This window comes from Mycolicibacterium arcueilense (assembly GCF_058536225.1).
Genome location: NZ_JBZTYL010000022.1, coordinates 1 through 24,261 on the forward strand (window position 1 = coordinate 1; position 24,261 = coordinate 24,261).

Annotated in this window: 20 protein-coding genes; 9 read left to right on the top strand and 11 right to left on the bottom strand. The window is 66.5% G+C overall.

From position 1 onward, the window contains the following. Positions 1–74: 74 nt before the first annotated feature. Both AC4LGL_RS21070 and AC4LGL_RS21075 read right to left on the bottom strand, forming a co-directional pair. Positions 75–2,927 (bottom strand): MMPL/RND family transporter, encoded by a 2,853-nt coding sequence (locus AC4LGL_RS21070; RefSeq protein ID WP_491840479.1) that lies wholly within the window; start codon positions 2,925–2,927, stop codon positions 75–77. A 141-nt stretch (positions 2,928–3,068) separates the two neighbouring features. Further along, complete coding sequence (locus tag AC4LGL_RS21075) at positions 3,069–5,003, bottom strand: ABC transporter ATP-binding protein/permease (RefSeq protein WP_491840480.1); 1,935 nt, start codon at positions 5,001–5,003, stop codon at positions 3,069–3,071. Positions 5,004–5,270: 267 nt separating this feature from the next. Between AC4LGL_RS21075 and AC4LGL_RS21080 the strand changes: the two genes are divergently transcribed. From AC4LGL_RS21080 to AC4LGL_RS21090, 3 genes are all read left to right on the top strand, one after another. Next, positions 5,271–5,516, top strand: coding sequence for a zinc ribbon domain-containing protein (locus AC4LGL_RS21080; RefSeq protein WP_491840481.1), 246 nt, complete (start codon positions 5,271–5,273; stop codon positions 5,514–5,516). 19 nt (positions 5,517–5,535) lie between these two features. Then, positions 5,536–6,792: a formamidase gene (fmdA, locus tag AC4LGL_RS21085; protein ID WP_055115280.1), complete on the top strand. Its 1,257-nt coding sequence runs from the start codon at positions 5,536–5,538 to the stop codon at positions 6,790–6,792. Between the two features lie 115 nt (positions 6,793–6,907). Beyond that, positions 6,908–8,497, top strand: a complete 1,590-nt coding sequence (locus AC4LGL_RS21090) for a serine/threonine-protein kinase (protein WP_491840482.1) — start codon at positions 6,908–6,910, stop codon at positions 8,495–8,497. On the opposite strand, the gene AC4LGL_RS21095 is transcribed toward AC4LGL_RS21090, so the two are convergent. Next, positions 8,446–10,059 carry an adenylate/guanylate cyclase domain-containing protein gene (locus AC4LGL_RS21095; protein ID WP_491840483.1) on the bottom strand — a complete coding sequence of 538 codons (1,614 nt, stop codon included), beginning with the start codon at positions 10,057–10,059 and terminating at the stop codon, positions 8,446–8,448. The two genes, AC4LGL_RS21090 and AC4LGL_RS21095, sit on opposite strands and share 52 nt — an antisense overlap. Positions 10,060–10,212: 153 nt before the next feature. On the opposite strand from AC4LGL_RS21095, the gene AC4LGL_RS21100 reads away from it, so the two are divergent. Beyond that, positions 10,213–11,040, top strand: a complete 828-nt coding sequence (locus tag AC4LGL_RS21100) for a universal stress protein (RefSeq protein WP_491840484.1) — start codon at positions 10,213–10,215, stop codon at positions 11,038–11,040. A gap of 13 nt (positions 11,041–11,053) precedes the next feature. Here AC4LGL_RS21100 and AC4LGL_RS21105 read toward each other — a convergent pair whose 3' ends face one another. From AC4LGL_RS21105 to AC4LGL_RS21130, 6 genes are read right to left on the bottom strand one after another with little or no spacing between them, the layout of a single operon-like run. Then, a complete protein-coding gene (locus AC4LGL_RS21105; protein WP_055115276.1) occupies positions 11,054–11,794 on the bottom strand; it encodes an SDR family NAD(P)-dependent oxidoreductase in 741 nt (246 codons plus the stop codon). A 3-nt stretch (positions 11,795–11,797) separates the two neighbouring features. Beyond that, complete coding sequence (locus AC4LGL_RS21110; protein WP_491840485.1) at positions 11,798–13,363, bottom strand: dipeptide ABC transporter ATP-binding protein; 1,566 nt, start codon at positions 13,361–13,363, stop codon at positions 11,798–11,800. Next, complete coding sequence (locus AC4LGL_RS21115) at positions 13,360–14,241, bottom strand: ABC transporter permease (RefSeq protein WP_491840486.1); 882 nt, start codon at positions 14,239–14,241, stop codon at positions 13,360–13,362. The genes AC4LGL_RS21110 and AC4LGL_RS21115 overlap by 4 nt, the downstream gene beginning before the upstream one ends. Further along, positions 14,238–15,224 carry an ABC transporter permease gene (locus AC4LGL_RS21120; RefSeq protein WP_491840487.1) on the bottom strand — a complete coding sequence of 329 codons (987 nt, stop codon included), beginning with the start codon at positions 15,222–15,224 and terminating at the stop codon, positions 14,238–14,240. The genes AC4LGL_RS21115 and AC4LGL_RS21120 overlap by 4 nt, the downstream gene beginning before the upstream one ends. After that, a complete protein-coding gene (locus AC4LGL_RS21125) occupies positions 15,221–16,744 on the bottom strand; it encodes an ABC transporter substrate-binding protein (RefSeq protein WP_491840754.1) in 1,524 nt (507 codons plus the stop codon). Before AC4LGL_RS21125 ends, AC4LGL_RS21120 begins: the two co-directional genes overlap by 4 nt. A gap of 14 nt (positions 16,745–16,758) precedes the next feature. Continuing rightward, positions 16,759–16,887: a hypothetical protein gene (locus AC4LGL_RS21130; RefSeq protein WP_491840488.1), complete on the bottom strand. Its 129-nt coding sequence runs from the start codon at positions 16,885–16,887 to the stop codon at positions 16,759–16,761. Positions 16,888–16,892: 5 nt separating this feature from the next. Here AC4LGL_RS21130 and AC4LGL_RS21135 point away from each other — a divergent pair, with 5 nt between their 5' ends. Both AC4LGL_RS21135 and AC4LGL_RS21140 read left to right on the top strand, forming a co-directional pair. Then, positions 16,893–17,432, top strand: coding sequence for a hypothetical protein (locus AC4LGL_RS21135; protein ID WP_491840489.1), 540 nt, complete (start codon positions 16,893–16,895; stop codon positions 17,430–17,432). Then, entirely contained in the window at positions 17,429–18,508 is a 1,080-nt protein-coding gene (locus tag AC4LGL_RS21140; protein ID WP_491840490.1) for a glycoside hydrolase family 183 protein, read from the top strand. The genes AC4LGL_RS21135 and AC4LGL_RS21140 overlap by 4 nt, the downstream gene beginning before the upstream one ends. A 4-nt stretch (positions 18,509–18,512) precedes the next feature. Here AC4LGL_RS21140 and AC4LGL_RS21145 read toward each other — a convergent pair whose 3' ends face one another. Beyond that, complete coding sequence (locus AC4LGL_RS21145) at positions 18,513–19,259, bottom strand: SDR family oxidoreductase (RefSeq protein ID WP_491840491.1); 747 nt, start codon at positions 19,257–19,259, stop codon at positions 18,513–18,515. 171 nt (positions 19,260–19,430) lie between these two features. Here AC4LGL_RS21145 and AC4LGL_RS21150 point away from each other — a divergent pair, with 171 nt between their 5' ends. Both AC4LGL_RS21150 and AC4LGL_RS21155 read left to right on the top strand, forming a co-directional pair. Continuing rightward, complete coding sequence (locus AC4LGL_RS21150) at positions 19,431–20,504, top strand: NAD(P)H-dependent amine dehydrogenase family protein (RefSeq protein ID WP_491840492.1); 1,074 nt, start codon at positions 19,431–19,433, stop codon at positions 20,502–20,504. A 63-nt stretch (positions 20,505–20,567) separates the two neighbouring features. Continuing rightward, the gene (locus tag AC4LGL_RS21155) at positions 20,568–22,421 is read left to right on the top strand and encodes an Hsp70 family protein (RefSeq protein WP_491840493.1); all 1,854 of its coding nucleotides are present in this window, start codon (positions 20,568–20,570) and stop codon (positions 22,419–22,421) included. A gap of 3 nt (positions 22,422–22,424) precedes the next feature. Here AC4LGL_RS21155 and AC4LGL_RS21160 read toward each other — a convergent pair whose 3' ends face one another. Then, complete coding sequence (locus AC4LGL_RS21160) at positions 22,425–22,706, bottom strand: thermonuclease family protein (RefSeq protein WP_491840494.1); 282 nt, start codon at positions 22,704–22,706, stop codon at positions 22,425–22,427. A gap of 30 nt (positions 22,707–22,736) precedes the next feature. Here AC4LGL_RS21160 and AC4LGL_RS21165 point away from each other — a divergent pair, with 30 nt between their 5' ends. Beyond that, positions 22,737–23,960: a tyrosine-type recombinase/integrase gene (locus tag AC4LGL_RS21165; RefSeq protein ID WP_067771209.1), complete on the top strand. Its 1,224-nt coding sequence runs from the start codon at positions 22,737–22,739 to the stop codon at positions 23,958–23,960. Positions 23,961–24,261: the final 301 nt, after the last annotated feature.

Consider the following 24,261-nt stretch of genomic DNA (forward strand, 5'->3'; position numbering starts at 1 on the left):
GAATCATCAGCCGCACAGAAAATGCAACAGCCACATAGTGACTGCAATCCGCCGCAACGACGACTACGCGTGCTCTAGGTGTTCGACCGCTCCATCGCGCGCGCCACGACGCCGCGCGCCGGGCGCTGACGCACCAGCTGCGGCCACCAGAACCAGCGGCCCATCAGTGCCGCGATCGACGGTGTCATGAAGGACCGGATCACCAGGGTGTCGAACAGCAGACCCAACCCGATCGTCGAGCCGACCTGGGCGACCACGATCATCTCGCTGACCACCATCGACATCATCGTGAACGCGAACACCAGCCCCGCCGCGGTCACCACCGAACCGCTGCCGCCCATGGCCCGGATGATGCCGGTGTTGATGCCCGCGGGCAGCTCCTCTTTGAGTCGCGCCACCAACAGCAGGTTGTAGTCGGCGCCGACGGCCAACAGCACGATCACCGCCATCGCCATCACCATGAAGTGCAGTTCGATGCCGATCAGGTGTTGCCACACCAGGATTGACAATCCGAACGAGGTTCCCAGCGATATCAGCACGGTGCCGACGATCACCGCGGCGGCGATCAGGCTGCGCGTGATGATCAGCATGATGATGAAGATCAGGCACAGGGCCGAGATGCCGGCGATGATCAGGTCGTAGTTGTTGCCTTCCTGCATGTCCTTGAAGGCCGACGCCGTACCGCCCATGTAGATCTTGGAACCCTCGAACGGCGTGTTCTTCATGGCCTCCTTGGCGGCCAGCTTGATCCCGTCGATCAGCTTGATGCCTTCCGGCGTCAGCGGGTCACCCTCGTGAGAGATGATGAAGCGCACCGCTTTTCCGTCGGGGGAGATGAAGCTCTTCATGCCGCGTTTGAAGTCGGCGTTGTTGAAGATCTCGGGCGGCAGATAGAAGGTGTCGTCGTTCTTGGCGTCGTTGAAGGCCGTGCCCATGGCGGTCTGGTTCTCCGACATCGCCGCCATCTGATCCTGCAGACCCTTCTGGGTCTGGTACATGGTCAGCATCATCGTCTTCATCGTCCGCATGGTCTCGATCTGCGGTTGCATCATGGTGGCCATCTGCGGCATCAGTTCGTCGAGGCGATGCATGTCGGGCATCAGTTCCTGGATGCTGTCGGTCAAGGCGTCGACACCGTCGAGGCCGTCGAACACCGAACGCATCGACCAGCAGACCGGGATGTTGTAGCAGTGCGGTTCCCAGTACAGGTAGTTGCGCAGTGGCCGCAGGAAGTCGTCGAAATCGGAGATATGGTCCCGGAGTTCCTTGACGTCGACGACCATCTGGTCCATCTTGCCGACCATGTTGTGCGTGATGCCGCTCATCTCCTGCATCAACGCGATCATCTGATCCATCGTGTTGATGGTCTTCTGCATCTCGTCGGCCTGCAGCAACATGTCGTCGGCGCGGTCGGTCAGGTACTTGCGGTTCATGGTCTGCATGACCCCACCCATGCTCATCTGAGCGGGAATGGTGCTGAATTCCAGCGGTTCACCCTGCGGTCGGGTGATGGCCTGCACGCTCCCGACCCCGGGCACCTCGAAGATCTTCTTGGCGATCCGGTCGATCACGAGGAAGTCCGCGGAATTGCGGATGTCGTGGTCGGTTTCGATGAGCAGTAGCTCGGGGTTCATCTTGGCCGCCGAGAAGTGCCGGTCGGCCGCGGCGTAACCCTCCTGCGCGGGCAGATCGGTCGGCAGATAGTTGCGGTCGTTGTAGTTGGTGCGGTACCCCGGCAGGGTCAGCAGACCGACCAGCGACAGCAGGATGGTGCCCAGCAGCACCGGACCCGGCCAGCGGACCACGAAGGCGCCCAGCCGCCGCCAGAAGCGGATGCGCATGGCGCGTTTGGGTTCGAGCACCTTGCCGAACCGGCTGGCCACCGTGATCACCGCCGGCCCCAGGCTCAATGCAGCCAGCACCGTGACGGTCATGCCGACAGCCATCGGAATGCCCAGGGTCTGGAAGTAGGGCAGCCGGGTGAAATGCAGACACAACGTCGCGCCGGCGATCGTCATACCGGAGCCGAGGACCACGTGCGCAGTGCCGTGGAACATCGTGTAGTACGCCTGTTCTCGGTCCTCGCCGACGCTGCGGGCCTCCTGATATCGCCCGATCAGGAAGATCGCGTAATCGGTGGCCGCGGCGATCGCGAGCGTGACCAAAAGCTGTGTCGCGAACGTCGAGAGGCCGATCAGGTTGTGATAGCCGAGGAATGCGACGAAGCCGCGGGCCACGGACAGCTCGATCACCACCATCACCAGCACCAGGAGCACCGTGATGATGGACCGGTACACCAGCAGCAGCATCGTGATGATGACGAGGAAGGTGACGCCTTCGATGATCTTGACGCTGCGATCGCCGGAGATCTGCTGATCGGCTGCCAGGGCGGTGGGTCCGGTGACGTACACCTTCAGCCCCGGCGGCGGGGACAGCTCCGCGATCAGCTTCTGGACGGCCTCCACCGATTCGTTGGCCAACAACTCACCCATGTTGCCGGCCATATAGACCTGGACGTAGGCGGCCTTGCCGTCATTGCTCTGGGCGCCGGCCTCGGTGAGCGGGTCGCCCCAGAAATCCTGGACGTGCTCGACGTGCTTCTTGTCGGCCTCGAGCCGGTCGACCATGTCGTTGTAGAACCGGTGCGCGTCGTCGTTGAGCTTGTTGTCCCCCTGGGCCTCCAGCACGATCATCGCCGAGCTGTCGGAATGAAACTCGTCGAACACCTTGCCGACGCGCTTCATCGCGATCACCGACGGTGCCTCTTCGGGGCTCATCGACACCGAGCGCATCTGACCGACCACCTCGAGCGGCGGGACGGTCACGCTCAGAAACGCCAGGAGGGCGATCCAGCCGACAATCACCGGAACGGCGAGTCGACGGATCCATCGAGCAATCCCCGTGTGGGGAGCTCTGGAATCGGCCATCAGGAACCCTTGGTGGTCGGTGGGGAGGACACGATGCAGCGGTCGGGCATTGTGTGAAGGCTTACCTTACTACGCGGTGTCGTTCCCACCGTCTTACCAGACGCGCTACGGCGACAGGCGGCCAGCTTTCGTCACCAGGCGCTATACGCCGACTGGTTCGGCCTCGTCGACTGGGCCCAGCCGCCACCTTCCCTCGCCGAGCAGTTCCAGGTGGGTGTTGTGGTGGCGGTGGACCGTGGAGCGGTGGGTGACGCTGACCAGCACGGTGTCGGGTAGTTCGCGGCGGACCAGGCTGTAGATCATGAACTCCAGCGGCTCGTCGAGCGCCGAGGTCGCCTCGTCGAGGAACGCCACCTTGGGTTTGGTCAGCAGCACCCGGGCGAATGCGACCCGTTGCTGTTCGCCGGGGGAGAGCACCTTGGCCCAGTCGGCGTCCTCGTCGAGCCGGTCGACGTAGCGCGGCAGCGCGACCGCGAGCAGGGCATCGCGCAGCGCCGAATCGGGCAGCGCCCCGGGTTGCTGCGGATAGGACACCACGGTCCGCAGATCACCCAACGGGATGTAGGGCACCTGCGACAGATACAGCGTCTCGTTGTCACCCTGAGGACACCGCACCGCCCCGGAGGCGTACGGCCACAGCTGGGCGATGCTGCGCAGCAGTGTGGTCTTGCCGGTGCCCGACTTGCCGGTGATGATCATCGCCTCGCCGGCGGCCAGCGACAGGGTCAGATCGTCGATCAGCTGCTCGCCCGCCGGGTTCCGCACCTCGACGTCGTCCAGCTCGACCAGGCTGTCGGTGTCGGTGGCAAGCCCTGCGACGTCCAGCTTGGGCAACTCGCGGCTCTGCTTGTCGGCGGTGACCAACCCGTGCAGGCGGATGATCGACGCGCGGTAACCCGCGAAGGTGTCATAGGAATTGCGGAAGAACGACAACGCGTCCTGGATGGCGCCGAACGCGGCCACCGACTGGTTGACCGTGCCGAGCTGGATCTGGCCGGTGAACAATCGCGGAGCCTGCAGCATCCACGGCAGCGGAATGATGATGTGGTTCATCGACAGGTTCCACCCGGTGAAGGCCATGGTCCGGTTGATGAAGTGCTTGTAGTTGGTGACGACGGCCGCGAAGCGTTCGCGCAGTTGTGACCGCTCGGCCCTCTCCCCGCGGTACAGCGCCACCGATTCGGCGGCGTCGCGCAGGCGCACCAGCGCGTAACGGAATGCGGCATTGAACTTCTCGTTGTTGAACGACAGCCGGATCAACGGTCGGCCGAGAGCGAAGGCGACCACGGTGGCGAACGCGACATAGACGAACACCGACCAGAACATCGCCCGCGGAATCTCGACCCCGAACAACGAGAGGTCGCCGGAGAGGTTCCACAGGATCGAGGTGAACGAGATGACCGAGACGATCGACGAGATGGCGCCGAACGGCAGTGTGCCGTTGCTGGTCTGGTGCGGGGTGTTGGGCTGCGGGCCGGACAACGCGGTGAATACGTCGATGTCGGACTGGATGCGCTGATCCGGGTTGTCGATGGTCTGGTCGATGAACCGGGACCGGTAGTAGGCGCGGCCGTCGAGCCAGTCGCCGGTGAGCCGGTCGGTCAGCCACGCACGCCAGGCCAGCATGAAGCGCTGCGTCATGAAGAGGTCGATCAGAACCCGCGTGACCAGAATCGCGGCCAGCCCCATGAACGTCGCCAGCGCGACCCAGAAGCCGCGGATCCCGGAGTCCCTGACCTCGTCGTTGCCGGTGGCCAAACCTTCGACGGCGACCTGGGCCGAGGTGAACAGGTCGTTGCCCTGATAGCTGAACAGCACCGACAAACGCACGCCGATGATCACCGACAGCAACATCGCGGCCAGGATCAGCCAGGGCTTGATGCTGTGGCGTCCGGTGAAGTAGGCGCCGGTGACGGTCCAGAACTGCCGCCCCCAGGTGGTGAACCGGGCGAGCAGGGTCAGTACCGCCAGGGTGCAGACCGCGGTGATGGTCCAGGCCTGGACCAGCCACCACAGCGAGTGCAGTAGCTCGTTGCTCCAGTCGATCGAGGGCGAGAACGGTTTCAGTTCATTCACCGGGGCCCTCCTGATGTGCCGTCCGGATTACCAGACGTGTCTGCGTGAAGCTACCGCAGCGGATGGGTCCGGCCGCCACGCAACACCGGAAGTCGGACAAGTCCGCCGCGAACGTTAAAAGGTCCAAACTTTGGGGCTCTATTGCCAAAGTGGCGCGCCAATACCGGCGTTCGTCGGTAGTGTGACGTTTGTCGACAGAGCAGGTCCCGGCAACGTTAAGGAAACCTGTTGGTTCTCTACGAATTTCGGTGTGCGTCCGGTTGCGGCGTGACCAAGAAGATGTACTCGATGAGTGCCCGTCCGGACGCGATCGACTGCCCCGACTGCCGGGGGCCTGCGCGCCGGACCATCGCCGCGCCGAACCTGGGCCGCGGTGGCTCGAGCGCCATGGCGCTTCAGGACGCAACCCGCGCCACGGCCGATCGTCCGGCGTTGGTGACCGGATCGCCACCGGCCGGTCGGCGACAGTCAGTGACCACCAACCCGCTTCACCAGAAGTTGCCCCGTCCCTGAAGTCTTCGAAGGAGGATCAATGCCTGAAGTCGTATTCCCGCTCGACTCGACCAAGAAGTTCACCGATCAGGAGAAGCTGGGCCACAACCGGTGGCACCCCGACATCCCGGCCGCGGTGACGGTCAAACAGGGCGACTCTTTCCGGGTTCACTGTCGCGAGTGGTTCGACGGCGCGATCGTCAACGACGATTCGGCCGACGACATCCTCAACGCCCCGCTGACCACGGTGCATGTGCTCTCCGGCCCGATCGCGGTGGAGGGCGCCAAGCCCGGCGACCTGCTGATCGTCGACATCCTCGATGTCGGTCCGATCCCGCAGGAGGACTCCGGGCCGCTGGCCGGCCAGGGCTGGGGCTACACGGGTATCTTTCCCAAGCTCAACGGTGGCGGGTTCCTGACCGATCAGTTCCCGGACGCCTATAAGGCGATCTGGGACTTCTCCGGCCAGAAGGCCACGTCACGCCACGTGCCGCACGTGGAGTTCACCGGCATCGTGCATCCCGGGTTGATGGGCACCGCGCCCTCGACCGGGCTGCTCGGCAAGTGGAACACCCGCGAGGCCGCACTGATCGCGACGGACCCCGACCGGGTGCCGCCGCTCGCCCTGCCGCCGGAACCGCGCGACGCGATTCTGGGCGGGCTGACCGGGGACGCCTTCACCAAAGCAGCCGCCGAGGCTGCCCGCACCGCACCGCCGCGCGAGAACGGCGGCAACCAGGACATCAAAAACCTCACCAAGGGCAGCCGGGTGTTCTATCCGGTGTACGTCGACGGGGCGAACCTCTCGGTGGGTGACCTGCATTTCTCGCAGGGCGACGGCGAGATCACCTTCTGCGGTGCCATCGAGATGGGCGGCTTCATCGACCTGCGCGTCGACGTGATCCCCGGCGGCATGGAGACCTACGGGGTGAGCGAGAACGCCATATTCATGCCGGGTAACACCGATCCGCAGTACTCCGAATGGATCGCGTTCTCCGGCACCTCGGTCACCCTCGACGGTGAGCAGCGCTACCTGGACTCGCACCTGTCCTATCAGCGGGCCTGCCTGCACGCGATCGAATATCTGACGAAATTCGGTTACAGCCCCGAGCAGGCGTACCTGCTGTTGGGTGCAGCACCCATTGAGGGGCGGCTGTCCGGTGTCGTCGATATCCCGAATGCCTGTGCGACGGTGTACATCCCGACTGCCATCTTCGATTTCCCGGTCGCGCCGTCGGCTTCGGGACCGGTGAAGATCGACCCGGGTATGGGGGCCCCGCACTCGTCGTTCGGCTGACGCGTCCGGACACCGCTGGCGGCGGGCCGGGCCGCGGTCGAACTATCCTCGTCACCGAGACGACCGCTGCCCGCCCCACTCCGAGGGGCATGGTGCAACCGGAAAGGATCGCGCAATGACCCCGCCCCCTGGTGCCTCGCGCCTCGGCACCCGGTTCGGACCCTACGAGCTGAAATCGCTGATCGGTGTCGGTGGCATGGGTGAGGTGTACCGCGCCTACGACACGGTCAAGGAACGCATGGTGGCGGTCAAGCTGCTGCGCACCGAGATCGCCGCCGACGCGAGCTTTCAGGAGCGGTTCCGGCGTGAGTCCCGCGTGGCGGCCCGGCTGCAGGAACCCCACGTCATCCCGGTACACGATTTCGGCGAGATCGACGGCGTCCTGTACATCGACATGCGCCTGGTCGAGGGCGCCAGCGTCAAGGAACTGCTGCGGTCGGGCGGCCCGCTCACCCCGGAACGGGCCACTGCCATCGTCACCCAGGTGGCTGCCGCGCTGGACGCCGCGCACGCCGACGGCCTGGTGCACCGCGACATCAAGCCGGAGAACGTACTGCTCACCCCGGACGACTTCGCCTATCTGGTGGATTTCGGCATCGCCCACGTCGGGGGTGAGGCCAGCGTCACCATGACGGGCGTGCTGATCGGGTCGAGCGCCTACATGGCGCCCGAGAGGTTCTCCGGAGGCCCGGTCGGACCGGCCGCCGATGTTTATGCGCTGACCTGCCTGCTCTACGAGATGATGATCGGCCGGCCGCCGTACGAGGCCGGTGATCTGCGCCAGCTGATGAGCGCCCACATGTTCTCCCCGGCGCCCCGACCCAGCATCATGCGTCGCGGCATCCCGCGGGCATTCGACGAAATCGTCGCCAAAGGCATGGCCAAGGACGCTGTCGACCGCTATTCCAGTGCCGGCGAACTGGCCAAGGCTGCCCGAGTTGCCACGACGTCCGGTCCCTCGACGGCACCTCCGCCACCTCCGCCACCACCGGTACCGCCCACTCCGGCTCCCGCGCCACCACCGCTACCGTCACCGACACCGCCATCTCCGGCAGCGACACAGTCGCACCCGCCGGGCACCCGGGAGTTCTCGTCGATCTACCCGAACCCGGATCACACCGGCTTCACGCCGTACCCGCCGGCGCCGCCCGCACCGCAAGCGCCGCAGGCTCCGGCCCGCAGGCCGCGGTTCAGCCGGACTCAGCTGAGCTTGATCGTGGCGTCTGTGGGGTTGTTCGGGATCGCCGCGGTGCTGGCCGCAGTGCTTGCCGGCGGCGGCGACAGCTCCTCGACGCATGAGACGCTGACCGCGCCGACCCCACCGAACACCACGTCCGAGTCGCCGACGACGACCACCACGAAGGCCGGCTCGGCGACAGCCGACGTCAGCGGCACCGACGAGCAGGGCTTCATCGATCACACCGCGCGCTGCGTCGAGGGGACCACCCCGGCCGCCGTGATCCGGACCGCGTCGTCACTGGCGGTCATCTGCCAGAGCGGTCCCGATTCCTTCTCCTACCGCGGTGAGCGGCTCAGTGACGGCGCCAATCTCCAGATCCCCACGGCCGAGCGCTCCGGAAACGGTTTCGTGGCAACCAATCCCGCTGACGGTGCCCGCTACGAGGTCGGGCCCGACGGGCTCACCATCAGCAGCTACGGCCACGTCGATTCGTCAGAGCCGCCCCTGGAGTACGGCGAGCGCTGACACGTCGGGGCGTACACGGCCACCGGGTTGGTCTTGCCCTTGAGCGCCAACCCGGGGCGGGCCTCGAAATGACCTTGGTCCCTGGTGAGTTGACTCAACGTGGCCCCGGTGAGCAGCACGGTGTCACCGGTCTGGCGGGTCGCGGTCTCCACCCGGGAGGCGATGTTCACCGCGTCGCCGATCACGGAGAACTCCAAACGTCCTGCGCCACCGACATTTCCGGCCACCACCGGCCCGGAGTTCAGTCCCACGCCCACCGACAGCGTGCCGCTGAACTCGTCGTGCACGGCGGCGGCGATCTGCAGCGCCGCGCCCAGGGCGTCGTCCGCGTGGCGGTCCTGGTGCCGGGGCGCGCCGAAGACGGCCATCAGTCCGTCGCCCGCGTACTTGTCCACGTGGCCGCCGTGATCGTGCACGATCGGGACGATTCGCTCGAACAGCCGGTTGAGCGTCGTGACCACCTCGGTGGGCTGCAACTGCTCGGCAAGCGTGGTGAATCCGCGGACGTCGACGAACATCAGCGTGACGTCCACCTCCTGGGCTTCCACCGATCCGGCGGCGCACAGAATGTGTTCGGCCACATCGCGATCCACATAGGTGCCGAAGGTATGACGGATGCGCTCGCGTTCGGCCAGGCCCGCCGTCATCGTGTTGAAACCGGCTTGCAGGCGCCCGATCTCGCTGGCGTCGTCGACCTCGACCCGCGCACCGAAATCACCGGCCTGCACCTGGGCCAGAGCCCGGCGCAGCGCGGTGACCCGCTCGGTGACCGACCGGATGGCGATCAGGATCGCGAACAGCCCAACCACGATCGCCACTGCCACCAGGATCAGGATCGCCGCGAAGGTGCGTTGGGCGCGGAAACCGACGTCGGCCAGATAGCCCACCGCCAACACCGCCACGCCGAACAACGGAACCCCGGTCGCCAGCAGCCAGGCCATCATCAGCCTGCGCCCGATCGTCGGGCCGAACCGTCGGTCCGGGGTGGAGCCGTCGAGGGCACGGGCCGAGACCGGCCGCATGACCCGCTCGACGATCAGATACCAGACCGCGCTCGTCGAGATACCGCCCAGCGCCACGACACTGAAGATGTACACCGCGGTGGACACCTGCTGACTGAGCGCCAGCGACCCGAAGATCACCGCGCCGACACCCCACACCGCCGCCGACAACCGCACCGCCTCCCCGGAGGCACCCAGTGTCATCCGCTGCTCCTTCGGGGTGGGCGCACGGCCCTCACTGAGCCAGGCGGTGCCTGCGGCGAACCGGTGGCGCCGGACCCGCATCATCACCGGGACCGCGACGGCCAGGAATACGACCAGCACGGTGCCGCCGCGCATCAGCAGGTGTTGGGTGTCGGCCGGGCTCAACACGATGGGAGCAGCGAAGGCCAGGAAGGCGCCGACTATCCCGCCGCCACCGGCGCCGACCACGGCCGCACTGAGCACCCAGCGCTTGAAGGTCTGATCCCGAAGTTCGGCCCCGGCGTCGCGGGGGGTGACGTCGGAGGCGACAGCGACGGGCGCCCTGAGGTGGGCCAGGCCGTTCACGGTGGCATCCATGAGCTGAGCTTGCGCGCGTAACCAGAGCGGCCGATAGCGTAGTCGGCTACCTGCTTTTCGGTCGGTGTGCAAACCCGATGGGTACTCCCACCGCCCTCTAGTCTGGGATCGGAGGCACGAACCGGACCGCACGAACGGAGCAAGGGGACCCACATGAAGGTAGTGCTCGGGTATGACGGGTCGCTGGCGGCCAACTCGGCGATCAACAGCGGTGCTGCGCTGTTCCCGGCAGCCGATGCGGTGGTCGTCTATCTGTGCACGCCACCGTTCGGCAGCAAGGGGCTGCGGGCCCGGCTGCGGCACTCGGCACGCAATGTCGACGAGCTGATCGATCTCGTCGACAGTGAAAGCGAGGGTGAGGCTGCGCGACTGGTCGACACCGGCGCGATCCTCGCCCGGGCCGCCGGCTGGAATCCCGAGGCGTTGGTCAAGCGGACCTGGGCGGGAGAGGGCCTCGGGCTGGCGCAGGTGGCCGAACAACTCGAGCCCGACGTGCTGATCGTCGGTGCCCGCGGCGCAGGCGCGAGCGACTCGAAGCTGGGCAGCGTCTCGGATCTGGTGGTCCACCACGCACCCCGCGCGGTGCTCGTGGTGTCGCAGAACATGATCTCGGCCGAATACGAGGCGGTGGCCGACGGGCCGGTCGTGGTGGGAGTCGACGGTTCGAAGGGTTCCGACCGGGCGCTGGCCACCGCCGGCGCGCTGTTCCCCGACCGCGAGGTGGTCTCGGTCGGGGTGGACGACGGTGGCGCGGTCGACGTGGCTACCGCCCAACCCGGGCACCGCGTGCCCAGGTTCCGCGGATCAGGCGCCGGCGCCACCGCCGATGCGCTCGTGGCCTTTGCCGAAGACCAACGGGCAAGCGTCGTGGTGGTGGGCTCGCGCGGACGGTCCGCGCTGAAGAAGGTTCTGTTGGGCAGCGTGGCTGCAGCGACGCTGCAGCGCACGTACCGGCCGGTCCTGGTGGTGCCGGGAGGCTAGGAGCCTTACCTGCTCATCCCGCTGTCTTGCCGGCATCGACGATGTAGACCGCACCGTGCACGGCGGCTGCGTCGTCACTGGCCAGGAACGCGATGGTCTTGGCGACATCGGCCACGTCCATCATTCCGCGGGGCGCAGCGATCCTCATGATGAGATTCCAGTCGGCGTCCTCCGGGGCGGCGAACTCGGTGGTCTGTGGAGTGAGCATGCCGCCCGGGCACACCGCGTTGACGCGGAGGCGCTCCGAGGTGAACTCGATGGCCAGGGCGCGGGTGAGTCCGACGAGACCGTGCTTGGCGGCGCAGTACCCCGCCGAGTACACCTCACCCTCGATGCCCGCGATCGACGCGACGTTGACGATGTTGCCGCCGGCCTCCAGCAGATGTGGAAGTGCCGCCCGGCACAGGAAGAACGGGCCGTTCAGGTTCACCGCGAGATCCTTGTCCCAGTCCTCGTCGGTTACCGACACCGTGTGGCGCATCTGGTGGAATCCCGCGACGTTGATCAGTGCGTCGAGACGGCCGAACTTCTCGACGCACTGGGCCACCGCGTCCCGGCAGGCTTCCGAGGAGGAGATGTCCACCGAGGCGTACGCGCCTCCGGGCACATCCTCGAACACCGTGGCCATCCGTTCGGCGTCGCGGGCCACCCCGAACACCTTCGCGCCGCGCGCGGCGAACAACTGGGCCACTGCCGCGCCGAGTCCCGATGAGGCACCGGTGACGAGCGCGACCTTTCCATCCAGAGCAGTCATGGCTCACACCTTCTCACGCGGCCTGGCCGGCGGAACCGCGGCCAGCAGGGTCCGGGTGTAGGAGTGCTGCGGCGCCCTGAACAACTCGGCGGCCGGGCCGTACTCGACCACCTCGCCGGCCCGCATCACCAGCACGTCGTGGCACATGCGGTGCACCACCGCCAGGTCGTGCGCGATGAACAGATAGGTCAGACCCAGCTCACGCTGCAGCTCGGACAGCAGGTCGAGCACCCGTGACTGCACCGACACATCCAGCGACGCGGTGGACTCGTCGAGGATCAACAGATCCGGCTCGGTGGCCAGCGCACGGGCGATACTGACCCGCTGCCGCTGACCACCGGAGAGCTCGTGCGGATAGCGAGATGCGAAATCCGTTGGTAATCCAACGAGTTCGAGGAGTTCTGCCACCCGCGCGGCGCGGGCACGCCGTCCTGCCGCCAGCCGGTGCACCCGCAGCGGCTCACCGATCGCCGAGCTCACCCGGGCCCGTGGATCGAGTGAGGCGAACGGGTCCTGGAAGACCAGGCTGATCCGTCGGCGCAACTCATGCCCGCCGGCGAAGACGTCGTCGCCGGCCAGTGTCGCCGTGCCCGCCGACGGTGCCGCCAGTCCGGTCAGGGCGGCTGCTACCGTCGACTTGCCCGACCCTGATTCGCCCACGATGCCCAGCGTCGTCGCCCGTCGGATCTCGAACGACACGTCCTTGACCGCCTGCACCGCGCCGTAGCGCACCTCAAGTCCCTTGGTCTGCAACAGAACCGGTGTATCGACGTCAGCCGGTTCGGGCCCGGGGCCGTCCACCAGGGGGCGGGCCGCCAGCAACTCACGGGTGTAGGCGTGCTGCGGATGATCGAAGACATCGAGGATCGGCGCCTGCTCGACGGCTTCGCCGTCACGCAGCACCGTCACCTCATCGGCCACCTGACCGATCACCCCGAGGTCGTGGCTGATCCACACCACCGCGGTGCCGAAATCCCGCTGCAGGTCCGCGACCAGCTCGATGATCTGGGCCTGGGTGGTCACATCGAGGGCGGTGGTGGGTTCGTCAGCGATGAGCAGTTCCGGATCGCAAGCCAGCGCGATCGCGATCATCACCCGCTGTCGTTGCCCGCCGGACAGTTGATGCGGGTAGGCATCGAGCCGGTCCTGGGGGAGTCCGACGGCATCGAGCAGCTCGCCGGCGCGGACACGGGACTGACGGCGGGTCATCTTGCGATGTGTCTCAAGGGTTTCGGTGATCTGACGTTCCAGAGTCAGCAGGGGGTTCAGCGACGTTCCGGGATCCTGGAAGACGAATCCGATCCGGCTTCCGTGCACCGCCCGCAGGGCCCGGGCCGACGCCCCGACCAATTGGGTGCCACCGGTCAGCGTGCTGCTCCCGGCGACCACCGCGCCCGGTGCGTCCAACAGACCGGTGGCAGCCAGCACCGTCATCGACTTGCCGGACCCGGATTCTCCGACGATGCCGACGGTCTGCTCACGGTGCACGTCGAACGACACACCCCGCACGATCTCGCGGCGGCCGATCGCGACCCGGAGGTCGCTGACTTCCAGTACCGGTGAGGTCATCGTCGACCCGCCCTTCTCGCCTCGATGGACGTTCGTTGCTTGGGGTCGAGGACATCTCGGAGACCATCACCGAACAGGTTGAACGCCAACACCATCACGAAGATCGCCGCACCCGGGAACACCGCCATCCACCAGGCCAGGGTGACGAATCCCTGGGCGTCGAAGATCATCCGGCCCAGCGAGGGCTGCGGTGGCTGGATACCCAGCCCCAGGAACGACAGTGCGGCCTCGGCCAGGATTGCGAACGCCAGCGACAACGACAGTTGAACGATCAACGGCCCGGCGATATTCGGCAGGATGTGCCGAATCAGGATGTAGCCGTCTCCGGTACCCATACTCCGCGACACCGCGACGAACGGTTCCACCCGCACGCCCAGCGCCGACGCCCGGGCCACGCGGGCGAAGATCGGAATGTAGACGATCCCGATGGCCAGCATGGTGGTGGTGATGCCGGGGCCGAGAACCGCCACGATCGCCAGGGCGAGCAGCAACACCGGAAACGCGAACATCACATCGACGATGCGCATGACCACGGTGTCGATCCAGCCCCCGCGGTAACCGGCGAGGACACCGATCAGTACGCCGATCACCGCGGCCAGCGTCACCGAGACCACCGCCACCCGAAGCGACGCCGCGATCGCCACCAGTACCCGCGAGAACACATCGCGGCCGAGTTCATCGGTGCCGAACCAGTGTGCGGTGCCGGGGCCCTGCAGCGCGCTGGGCACGTCGATGTCGTTGATCCCGTACGGCGCGATCCACGAGGCGGAGACGGCGACGATCAGCACGGCGAGCAGTACCGCGGCGCTGATCGCCGTCACCGGATTGGACAGCAATAGTCGCCACGAGGCGACGCGGGAATCCTGAGTTTCTGTCATGACAGCCGGATCCTCGGGTCGACGATCGCATACAGCACATCCACCAGCAGGTTGATCAGCAGGAACAGCACCGCGATCAACAGGACCGCCCCCTGGATCACCGGATAATCCCGGGCGGCAACCGAATTGAACACCAGTCGACCCAAACCCGGCCAGGCGAACACGACTTCGACCACGATCACCCCACCCAGGATCGTGGCCAACTGGATTCCGGTGATGGTCAACACCGGCAGCAGCGCGTTGCGCACAATGTGACGGAACGTGACCACCGGCGGGGGCAAACCCTTCGACCGTGCGGTTCGGACATAGCCCATGGCCGCGACCTCCAGCACCGCCGAGCGCACATACCGGGTCATGATCGCGCCGGCCACCAGGCCCACGGTCAGTCCGGGCAGGATGATGTGGCGCAGCCAGCCGCCCGGATCCGCAAGCAGCGGGCGGTATCCCGAGGTGGGCAACCAGCCCAGCGTCGAGGCGAAGAGCCCGATCAGCAGGATGCCCAACCAGAAATCCGGGACCGACACGCCGAATTGGCTGGCGACCCGCACGATTCCGTCGCTGAGCCGACCTTCCCGCAGCGCCGAGAAGATCCCGGCGGGCAGCGCGATCACCAACGCGATGAGGATCCCGACCACGCCGAGGGACAACGTGGCCGGCAGCCGGTCGAGCAGGGTCAGCGTGACCGGGTCACCGTCGCGGAAACTGACGCCGAGGTCGCCGGTCAGCGCCGAGCCGAGATAGGAGAAGAACTGCTCGACGATGGGCCGGTCCATACCGCTGGCGGCCCGCAGCGCGTCGTAGGCCTGCGGGGTGTAGCGGGTGCCGAGCGCGATCCGGACCGGATCGCCGGGCACCAGATGGACCAAGGCAAATACCACGATCAGCACGCCGATGAGCACCACCGCCGAGTACAGCAGCCGTCGGGCCAGGAACTCCGCGATCGGGTGGTCGGCACGGGCCTTGTTGAAAGCTGTCAGATTCACCGGGTTTCACCTTGATCCAGGTCGGCAGTGCGGAACCGGACGGCGCCGTCGCGGCGCACCTGATACCCCGACAGGTTGTTGGCCCAGGCCTGGATCACCGACGGGTTGTACAGGTAGATGTAGCTGGCCTCATCGGCGATCCGGGTTGCGGCCTTGGCATAGAGGTCTTTTCGTTTGGCGACATCGGTTTCGGTGCGGCCGGCGTCCAACAGGTGGTCGACCTCGGGATCGGAGAACTTCTGGGCATTGCTGGTGCCGTTCGTGTGGTGCTGGGCGTAGTAGAAGTCATCCGGGTCGATATTTCCGAGCCAGCCCATCATCAACATGTCGAAGTGTCCGGTGTTCTGTTCATCGAGCCAGGTGGCGAAGTCCACGGTGCGAATGTTCACCGTGATGCCAAGGGGTGCAAGGTTGTCGGCGATGATCTGGGCCGCCGTCACCGTCTCGGGGTACTCACTGGTCACCAGCATGTCCAGGTTGTGCGGTGCGGCGCCGGCTTCGGTGAGGAGCTTTCGCGCTTCTTCGACGGAGTAGCGATAGCGGTGGTAATCGGTGAACCACGGGCTGCCCTGCGGGATCGCCAGTTGATTGGTCTCGGCAGTGCGATAACTGGTGGCCGTGGCGATCGCGTCGCGGTCGATGCCGTACGCGATGGCCTGCCGCACCCGCGGGTCATTCCACGGTGCGCGGGCCTCGTTGAGTGCGAGGTACCAGTAGTCGTTGCCCGGTGTGACGGCCAGTGTCAGCGAATCGTCGTCACGCAGCTGGGCGACGCGCTGTGGCGGTACCGAATCCGTCCAGTCGACCTCGCCGGCCTGCAGCGCCGACAAGGCCGTCGTCGGCTCGGAGATGAACCGGAACGTCACCCCTGAAATCGGGGGAGGGCCGCCCCAGTAGTGCGGGTTGGCCTTCAGAGTGATGGAGTCACCGCTGCGGCGTCCGGCGAACGAGAACGGACCGGTGCCGACCGGATGGGTCGCGATCTGGCCGCTCTCGACGTTGGCCCGCTGCACGATCGCCATGCCCTTGAACCCGCCGAGATTGGTCAGCAGATTCGGCGTGGGCCGGCGGACCGTGATCCGGACGGTCGCGGGATCGAGCGCGGTGACACCGCTGACGGCACTGAATTTGTCGACGTTGGTCAGCTGCTCGTCGATGATGCGCCGGTACGAATACACCACGTCGTCGGCCGTCAGCGGGGTGCCGTCGTGCCAGCGGACGCCGTCGCGCAGGTGAAAGGTCCAGACCAGTTGGTCGTCGCTGACATCCCAGGACCGGGCCAGCGCGGGACGCATCTGCAGGTTCTCGTCCGGCTCGACCAGCGTGTCGAACACGTTCTCCAGCACCTCGAACGAGAAGTAGGCACTGGTGCGGTGCGGGTCGAGTTGATCGGGTTCTCCCGCGATGGCCGCGATGAGATTGCCCGCCGATTCGTCGCCGAGGTCCACCCGGCTGCCGGTGGAACACGCCGTCGAACAGGCAGCCAGCACGAACACCAGGACTGCTGCCAACGCTTTCACCGCTGGTCGTGTGGTCACGATTTCTCCAGGATCACCGCGGGCGATCCGCCACTGCGCTCACCCGCTGGGGCCGTCAGGCGGGTCCAGATTGACGCGTATGGGCCCATACCGGTGACGACGCTGATGAAGACTGCGATACTCACCCATTGTGACCTTCAAGCGCACGGCGGCCGCGACCGCCCTGATGTCGGCCCTGGGAATCGGACTCAGCCTGGGGGTTGCAGCTCCTGCACAGGCCGAGCCGCTCATGCAGGGCATCTACAACTACACGCAGGAGGGCCTCGCGCACGAGTCCTGGTCGGTCTGGCCGTCCTGCGTCCCGACGGTCGGAGATCTGCGTGAGCCGCTGGAGTTGGCGGTGGCGTGCCGACTGCACGTGGAAACCACCCGCGGCACCAAGGGCGGCGATGCCCGGCTGACGGGCGGACAGTGGGTCTATTCGACCGCGGTGCTCGAGGGCATCGAGTGCTCGGATGGCAGTTGGGCGCCGACCAACGAGACCTACAAATTCGACGACATCGCACTCACCGGCACCCGCAGCGTTGCGAACAACGAGGCGTGTGGCGGCACGTTGGCGCCGGCGATCCACACCTTTCCGTTCACCTTGAAATACGATCGGCCGCTGCAGATTCCGGTCGACACCTATCCGCTGAATTGTCAGACCTGGGGCCTGCGCTTGTGCATGTGAGCGGTGCCGTCCCGTTGATCGACGGCAAGGTCGTCGACATCACCGGGCCGGGACGCACCGACCGGTTCGGGGTCACCGCCACCGATCTCGGCGCGTCGATCATCGCCCCCAACGGCAAGTTGGTGTCGGTGTTCGGTGACACGTTCTCCGGCAGCCGCGTCGGGCAGGGCGACTGGCGTTCACCGGTGGTGCTGATCGGCACCGGCGACGCCAACCACGAGATCGTCTACGAATACGCCGGCGGGCCCGACCCCGCCTATGCGCGGCAACTGTGGGATTACCTCCACGACGACGAGGCGTCCGGTTGGCGGCGCGGCGGCATCAGCACCGTGATCCCGTCGGATCTACTGCGCGTCGGCGACTCGCTGTACCTGCACGCGATCGTCAACCATGGCTTCGGCACGGTCATCTGGACCGAGATCTGGCGCTCCGACGACAGCGGGGTGTCCTGGACCCATATGGGGGAGCAGGCGAAGTTCCCGGCAGATCTGCACGACGGTCACGCGCAATGCTGGTCCTGGGACTACGACCCCCACGACGGTTGGGTGTACGTGGTGGCGACCGGATTTCAGCGCGACAAGGGCATCATCCTGATGCGGGTGCGGCCCGACCAGATCGGCCGGCGGTCGCAGTATTCCAGTTGGGGGTTCGTCAACGGGCGCTGGCAGTGGGGAACCCAGGCCACTCCGATCACCCCACCCGACGAGCACTGGGGTGAGCTGAGCTTCCGCCGCACCGCCCCCGGCCGATGGGTCCTCGGCGGATTCCTCGCGTCCTCATATGCGTTGGGCTACCGGGTGGTGTCCTCGCCGGTGGCCAACATTTACACCACCCCGATTCAGACACCGATCACCGGATCGTCGTGGGATGCCGAGGACCAGGCGAACAGCAAGGTTGCCCAGCTGTACGGCGGCTACCTGCTGCCGGGCTCGCGCTTCGGCATCACCGGCGGTGTCGGGCTGGTGGTCTCGCAGTGGCGCACCGACACCGGATGGCCTTACCGCGCAATGCAATTCAAGTCCACACTGAAGGACACGTCCAAGAAGCCGCAACGGCCCGACCCGATCAACCTGTGAGCGATCAGGCGGTGAAGCCGCCGTCCACGTTCCAGTTCGCCCCGGTGACGTAGCCCGACTCCGGGCCGGCCAGGAAACTCACCACGGCCGCGATGTCGCGGGTATGCCCGTAGCGTCCCAGCGCGGTGGTCTGCCGTACGGCATCGGCGAATTCGCCTTCGTCAGGGTTCAAGTCGGTGGCGATCGGCCCTGGCTGCACGTTGTTGACGGTGATACCGCGAGGCCCCAGATCGCGGGCCAGGGCGCGGGTCAGGGAGGACACCGCCCCCTTGGTCATGGCGTACACGGCGGTCCCACCGGTGGGTACCCGGTCGGCGTTGATGCTGCCGATGTTGATGATCCGGGATCCCTCACCGAGATGGCTGACCGCGCTGCGGATGGCCGAGTACACCCCGCCGATGTTGATGGCGACCAGCCGGTCGAACTGCTCCTGCGGGAAGTCGTCGATCGGGGCCAGGTACGCCGTTCCGGCGTTGTTGACCAATACGTCCAATCCGCCGAGCGCGCCCACCGCCTCTTCGACGGCGCTGGACACCTGCGCCGGATCGGCGCTGTCAGCCTGGATCGCGACGACCTTCGCGCCGTCGGCGCTCAACTCGCCGACCAGTTTGTCGGCCTCGGCGGCTGAGGCCCCGTAGGTGAAGGCCACCGCGGCGCCGTCGGCGGCGAGCCGTCGCACGATTCCTGCGCCGATTCCGCGGGATCCGCCGGTCACCAGTGCGCGTCGTCCGGCCAGTGTGTTTGTGCTCATCGGAGTCCCTTTCGTCCTGAGTTCGAAGCTGTGCGAAACCGATCGATTACTAAGGACATGCGGCCGCGCGATATCGATGCCCGGTGTGACCGGTATCACCGCGCGAACATCTGGCGACGGGCTGGCCGGATCCGCCACGGGGAGGTACCTAGTACACCTAAGGTGAACGCCGTGACGAAACGAGTTGTGGTCTGGGGCACCGGGTTTGTGGGCAGCATGGTGATCGCCGAGATCATGCGGCATCCGCTGTTCGAGCTGGTCGGCGTCGGTGTCAGCAATCCGGAGAAGGTGGGCCGCGACGTCGGCGAGATCTGTGGTCTGGGCGCTCCGATCGGCGTCACCGCCACCGACGACATCGCCGCGCTGATCGCGCTGAAGCCCGATGCGCTGGTCCATTACGGTCCCACGGCGGCCCACGCGGACGTCAACATCGACGTCATCACCCGGTTCCTGCGGGCCGGTATCGACGTCTGCTCCACCGCGATGACCCCGTGGGTGTGGCCCAAGATGCACCTCAACCCGCCCAACTGGATCGAGCCCATCACCGAGGCGTGCGAGGCAGGCGGGGCGTCGTGCTTCACCACCGGAATCGACCCCGGCTTCGCCAACGACCTGTTCCCGATGACCCTGATGGGCCTGTGCTCGGAGGTGCGCCAGGTGCGGGCCTCGGAACTGCTCGACTACACCAACTACACGGGCGACTACGAATTCGAGATGGGCATCGGCAAACCGCCTGAGCACCGGGCCCTGCTCGAAACCCCGGACATCCTCATCTTCGCCTGGGGCGCAACGGTTCCGATGATCGCGCACGCCGCGGGGATCGAACTCGACGAGATCACCACCACGTGGGACAAGTGGATCACCCCCGACGAACGCAAGTCCGCCAAGGGCATCATCCCGGCCGGCAACGTGGCCGCGGTGCGGTTCACGATCAACGGTGTATACCGCGGCGAGACGCGGATCCAGCTCGAACACGTCAACCGGATCGGCCTGGACGCCGCACCGGACTGGCCATCCGGAAACGACAACGACGTTTACCGCGTCGACATCGAAGGCACTCCGAGCATCTTCCAGGAGACCGCGTTCCGGTTCACCGACGGTTCCGGTCGCGATGCCGCTGCCGCGGGCTGCCTGGCCACCGGACTGCGCGCGCTGAATGCCGTGCCTGCGGTGAATGAACATTTGCCCGGCTGGGTGACTCCACTGGATCTACCTCTGATTCCTGGGTTTGGCACCATTCGCTAGGTAACGCTCGCCGCGTCAAACGAGATGGAATACCGGATAGGGTCCTTCTCGAAACGGGGTGACATGGCTGACGGGATCGGGTTGTCGATCGGATCGACGAACCTCACAGCGGTAGTGGTGGGCCGCGCCGCGGTGACGCGGTCGCCGGTGCTGACGCTCTTCGGCCACCGGGCTCCCGAAGTTGGCGTACCCAGCGAGAACCCCAACCTGAACGAACGCGGTCTGATCCTCACCGACTTCGTCGAGCGGGTGGGCGATCCGGTCGGCATGCTGGCTCCCGACGGCTCGTCGCACCGGGGCGAGACCGTGCTGGCAGACGCCCTGGCGGCGCTGCTGCGCACGTTGACCGGGGGACGCCCGCCGGCCGATCCGATCGTGGTCACCCATCCTGCCCATTGGCGGGCCAACCAGGTCGAGGCGCTGCGCGCCGAACTGGCCGCCCTCGGCGGGTTCGGTGATCCGGTTCTGGTGCCCGACGCGAAGGCGTCGTTGGTCGCACTGCAGGACAACCCCGGGGTGCCGACGCGGGGTGTGATCGCCGTGTGTGACTTCGGGGGCAGTGGCACCAGCATCACCCTCGCCGACGCCGACCGCGGCTTTCAGCCGATCGCTCCGACGATCCGACATTCCGATCTGTCCGGCGACCTGATCGACCAGGGACTGCTCACCCATGTGGTGAACGACCTGTCTGCGGCCGGGACGATCGACCTGGCCAGCACCTCCGCGATCGGCTCGCTCGGTCGTCTACGCGCCGAATGCCGGCGGGCCAAGGAACGCCTGTCCACCGAATCCGTCACCGCTCTGGTCGCCGAACTTCCGGGCCATCGCAGCGACGTGCGGCTGAACCGCAACGAACTCGACGACGTGATCGCCCAACCTCTGCGCGAGTTCATGTCGGTCCTGCAGGGTGCGATAGAACGCACCGGGCTGCGCCCCGGAGAACTCGTGGCGGTGGCGTCCATGGGCGGGGGCGCCCGGATCCCGGCGATCACGACGACGCTGTCCGAACATCTCCGCCTGCCGGTCATCACCGCGGCCCAGCCGGAGCTGACCCCGGCCATCGGTGGCGGCCTCATCGCGGTGCGCGGCACCGTCGAGGACGGGAAGACGGCCATGGCCCCGGCCTCCATGGCCGCGGCCCCGCCGACGCAGGCCGCGGCCCTGGTGGCGCCCGAGCCTCCGGCCGCGTCACAGGCACTGGCCTGGTCCGATGCCGAGAACGTGCCCGACGTCGCGCCGATCGATGACTACCGGGCAGAGGAGTACGGCGACGACTACGGGACCGACTTCGATACCGGGTTGGACGCCGCGGGCGGAGGACGGACCACGGCGCGACCGCAACTCGAGTTCGGTGAGCGGGAGCTGACCGAACGCGACGAGATCGCAGCCATGCCCTGGTATCGGCGGCCGCCGGTCCTCCTGGGTGCCGGCGCCGCGGCGGTGTTGGTCGGTGTTGTCGCGGTGTTGGTGAGCATCATGGGGAGTGACGAGCCCACCCGTCCGGCGTCCACCTCCAAGGCGGTCACGTCGAGCACCGCAGCCCCGGATGAGCAGGCTCCTGCTACGGCGGTCGACCAACCGGATAATGACCAGGCGCCGCAGACCGTCACTCGGGAGGCGCCGGCCCCGCACACCGTGACGCAGACGGTGGAACAGCCGGCCCCCGAGGCCCCGCCGGTGACGGAGAACCCGCCGCCCGCCGAGACGCCGCCACCGCCGACGACCACGGAAGCGCCGCCGACGACGACGGAAGCTCCGCCCACCACCACGACACAACCGCCGACCACCACGCAGGCGCCCACCACCACGCAGGCGCCCACCACCACGCAGGCACCGTGGAGTCCGACCGCCCCGTATCCGACGATCCCCGGCCTGCCGTGGGTGCCGGCACCCGGCGGCGGTCACACCGGGGGCTGAGGCTCAGCGCCGAACCGATTCGGTGTCGCCGTTGCACGGTGGGCCCCACAGGCCGCGATGCGCTTGTCGCGCTTCGTTTTCGGCCGCCGCGATCGCGTCATAGCGCGTGACGGGACGGTGACCGTAGACGTAGGCGTGGGCCATTCCGGCCCTCGCGGCTTCCACTGAGTAATCCCAACCGTCGGCTCGGACCAGGTACGCCAGGGTGCGGTTAACTGCAGTTGGATGATCCACGTGGTGCGGCTGTGCAGGCTCAACTTGTCGGCCGGTGCGTTTAGTCTCCACGCAGATTGAACTTCCGGACCAGGGGCTGTGATGGATGACGGGATCGAACCGAGACTTGTGGAGGTTCTCGATGTCCCGAGGCTTGGTGCGGTCGTTCGCGGCAATGCGGGCTCGTTGCCGTGGCGTTTGGTCGACGAGTCGGGTGCCGGCGTAAACCACGTCAATCTGTGGTTGGCCGACCTGTTCGCGTGCGACAACTCGCCTGCGACGCTGCGCGCCTATGCGTACGACCTACTGAGCTGGAGTCGTTTCCTCGGCGCACTGCAGGTTTCGTGGACTCAGGCAACGCGGGGCGAAGTCCGGGACTGGGTGAGGTGGTACCGGTGTCGCGCGAACCCGCAACGACGCCGCGGATCGAGTGCGGATACTCATCGGCCGACCCCAGGTTCTGTGAACGAGCGGACGGGCAAGGCCTACCTGGAGTCTTCCTACGCGCGGTCGTCGATGAATCGCAGACTGTCGTCGCTCAGTGGCTTCTACGAGTTCGCCCTGGAGTCGGATCTCGGGCCGCTCATCAACCCGGTACCGAAATCGCGCGACGATCTCACTCGACTCGACGTGCACCGCCAGCACTTCGATAACCCGCGCCCCCAAAAGCGCGCGCCTTATCGGCAGAAGCTAGTGGAACGTGCGCCGCGCGCGCTCAGCGACGACCTGTACGAGGAGGTATTTGCATCGCTGAGAACAAACCGCGACCGTGCCATTGTCGCTACGGCGATCTCCTCTGGTTTACGCGCCAGTGAACTGCTCAGCATGCGGCGGGGGATGCTCCATGCCGCCGACCAAACCGCCGATGTAATACCCAAGGGCGGGAATGGAAGTCGTGTCATGGTCCGTATCAGTCCCACTGCGTATCTCTGGATCGCCCGGTACCTTGCTGAGCGCCCCGTGGGTCCGCCTGAAGAGCCAGTCTGGCTGACATTGCGCGGCACACCGCGGCCGCTGAGCTATTGGGCAATGCGACAGATCCTTGAACGCAGCAACGCGCTGCTGGGCTCCAACGTCACGATGCATGACTTCCGGCACACCTTCTGCATGCGTCTCGCCCAGGACGAGAACATGACCATCGCGGAAATGCAGGAGCTGATGCGGCACGCGTCGATCGCCAGCACCACACGCTACCTGCGACTCACCGTAGCCGAACTCGTCGACAAACTTGATCAGCACTGGAATAGACCCCCGTCACCGCAGCCCACGCCGGCGAAAGGCTATGCGGCAGAAGATCTCCAAGTTCTTTTCGGTCGGGCATTCTGATGGCGCGGGTGCTCACGCGTGCCCAGTCGCTGGCGAGTTCGTCTGCGTTTGCCAACCATCCAGTCGAAGTACTGCCTTCGCTGTCCCCGACGCCCGAGGACCATCCGTGGTTCGGAAACACTGTCACCTGCGCCGAACGTGAACGCATCATCACTGCGGGACTTCCGCTCGTGATGGCACGGATGAGTGAGAAGTACCGCAGCGAGGCAGTAGCCCGCAGCGGTGCACGGCTCTGGCTGAGTCGCCTATTGGACTGGCTGGATGGCTTTGTCGGCGACAGTTATCAAGACCGTTGGATCGC

What these genes read in the sequence shown, in the direction of transcription:
- AC4LGL_RS21100 (WP_491840484.1), top strand. Translation starts at nt 10,213, where the DNA reads ATGAAGGTAGTGCTCGGGTATGACGGGTCGCTGGCGGCCAACTCGGCG.
- AC4LGL_RS21115 (WP_491840486.1), bottom strand. Translation starts at nt 14,241, where the DNA reads ATGACAGAAACTCAGGATTCCCGCGTCGCCTCGTGGCGACTATTGCTG.
- AC4LGL_RS21155 (WP_491840493.1), top strand. Translation starts at nt 20,568, where the DNA reads ATGGCTGACGGGATCGGGTTGTCGATCGGATCGACGAACCTCACAGCG.
- AC4LGL_RS21165 (WP_067771209.1), top strand. Translation starts at nt 22,737, where the DNA reads ATGGATGACGGGATCGAACCGAGACTTGTGGAGGTTCTCGATGTCCCG.
- AC4LGL_RS21105 (WP_055115276.1), bottom strand. Translation starts at nt 11,794, where the DNA reads ATGACTGCTCTGGATGGAAAGGTCGCGCTCGTCACCGGTGCCTCATCG.
- fmdA (WP_055115280.1), top strand. Translation starts at nt 5,536, where the DNA reads ATGCCTGAAGTCGTATTCCCGCTCGACTCGACCAAGAAGTTCACCGAT.
- AC4LGL_RS21095 (WP_491840483.1), bottom strand. Translation starts at nt 10,059, where the DNA reads ATGGATGCCACCGTGAACGGCCTGGCCCACCTCAGGGCGCCCGTCGCT.
- AC4LGL_RS21145 (WP_491840491.1), bottom strand. Translation starts at nt 19,259, where the DNA reads ATGAGCACAAACACACTGGCCGGACGACGCGCACTGGTGACCGGCGGA.
- AC4LGL_RS21090 (WP_491840482.1), top strand. Translation starts at nt 6,908, where the DNA reads ATGACCCCGCCCCCTGGTGCCTCGCGCCTCGGCACCCGGTTCGGACCC.
- AC4LGL_RS21110 (WP_491840485.1), bottom strand. Translation starts at nt 13,363, where the DNA reads ATGACCTCACCGGTACTGGAAGTCAGCGACCTCCGGGTCGCGATCGGC.
- AC4LGL_RS21070 (WP_491840479.1), bottom strand. Translation starts at nt 2,927, where the DNA reads ATGGCCGATTCCAGAGCTCCCCACACGGGGATTGCTCGATGGATCCGT.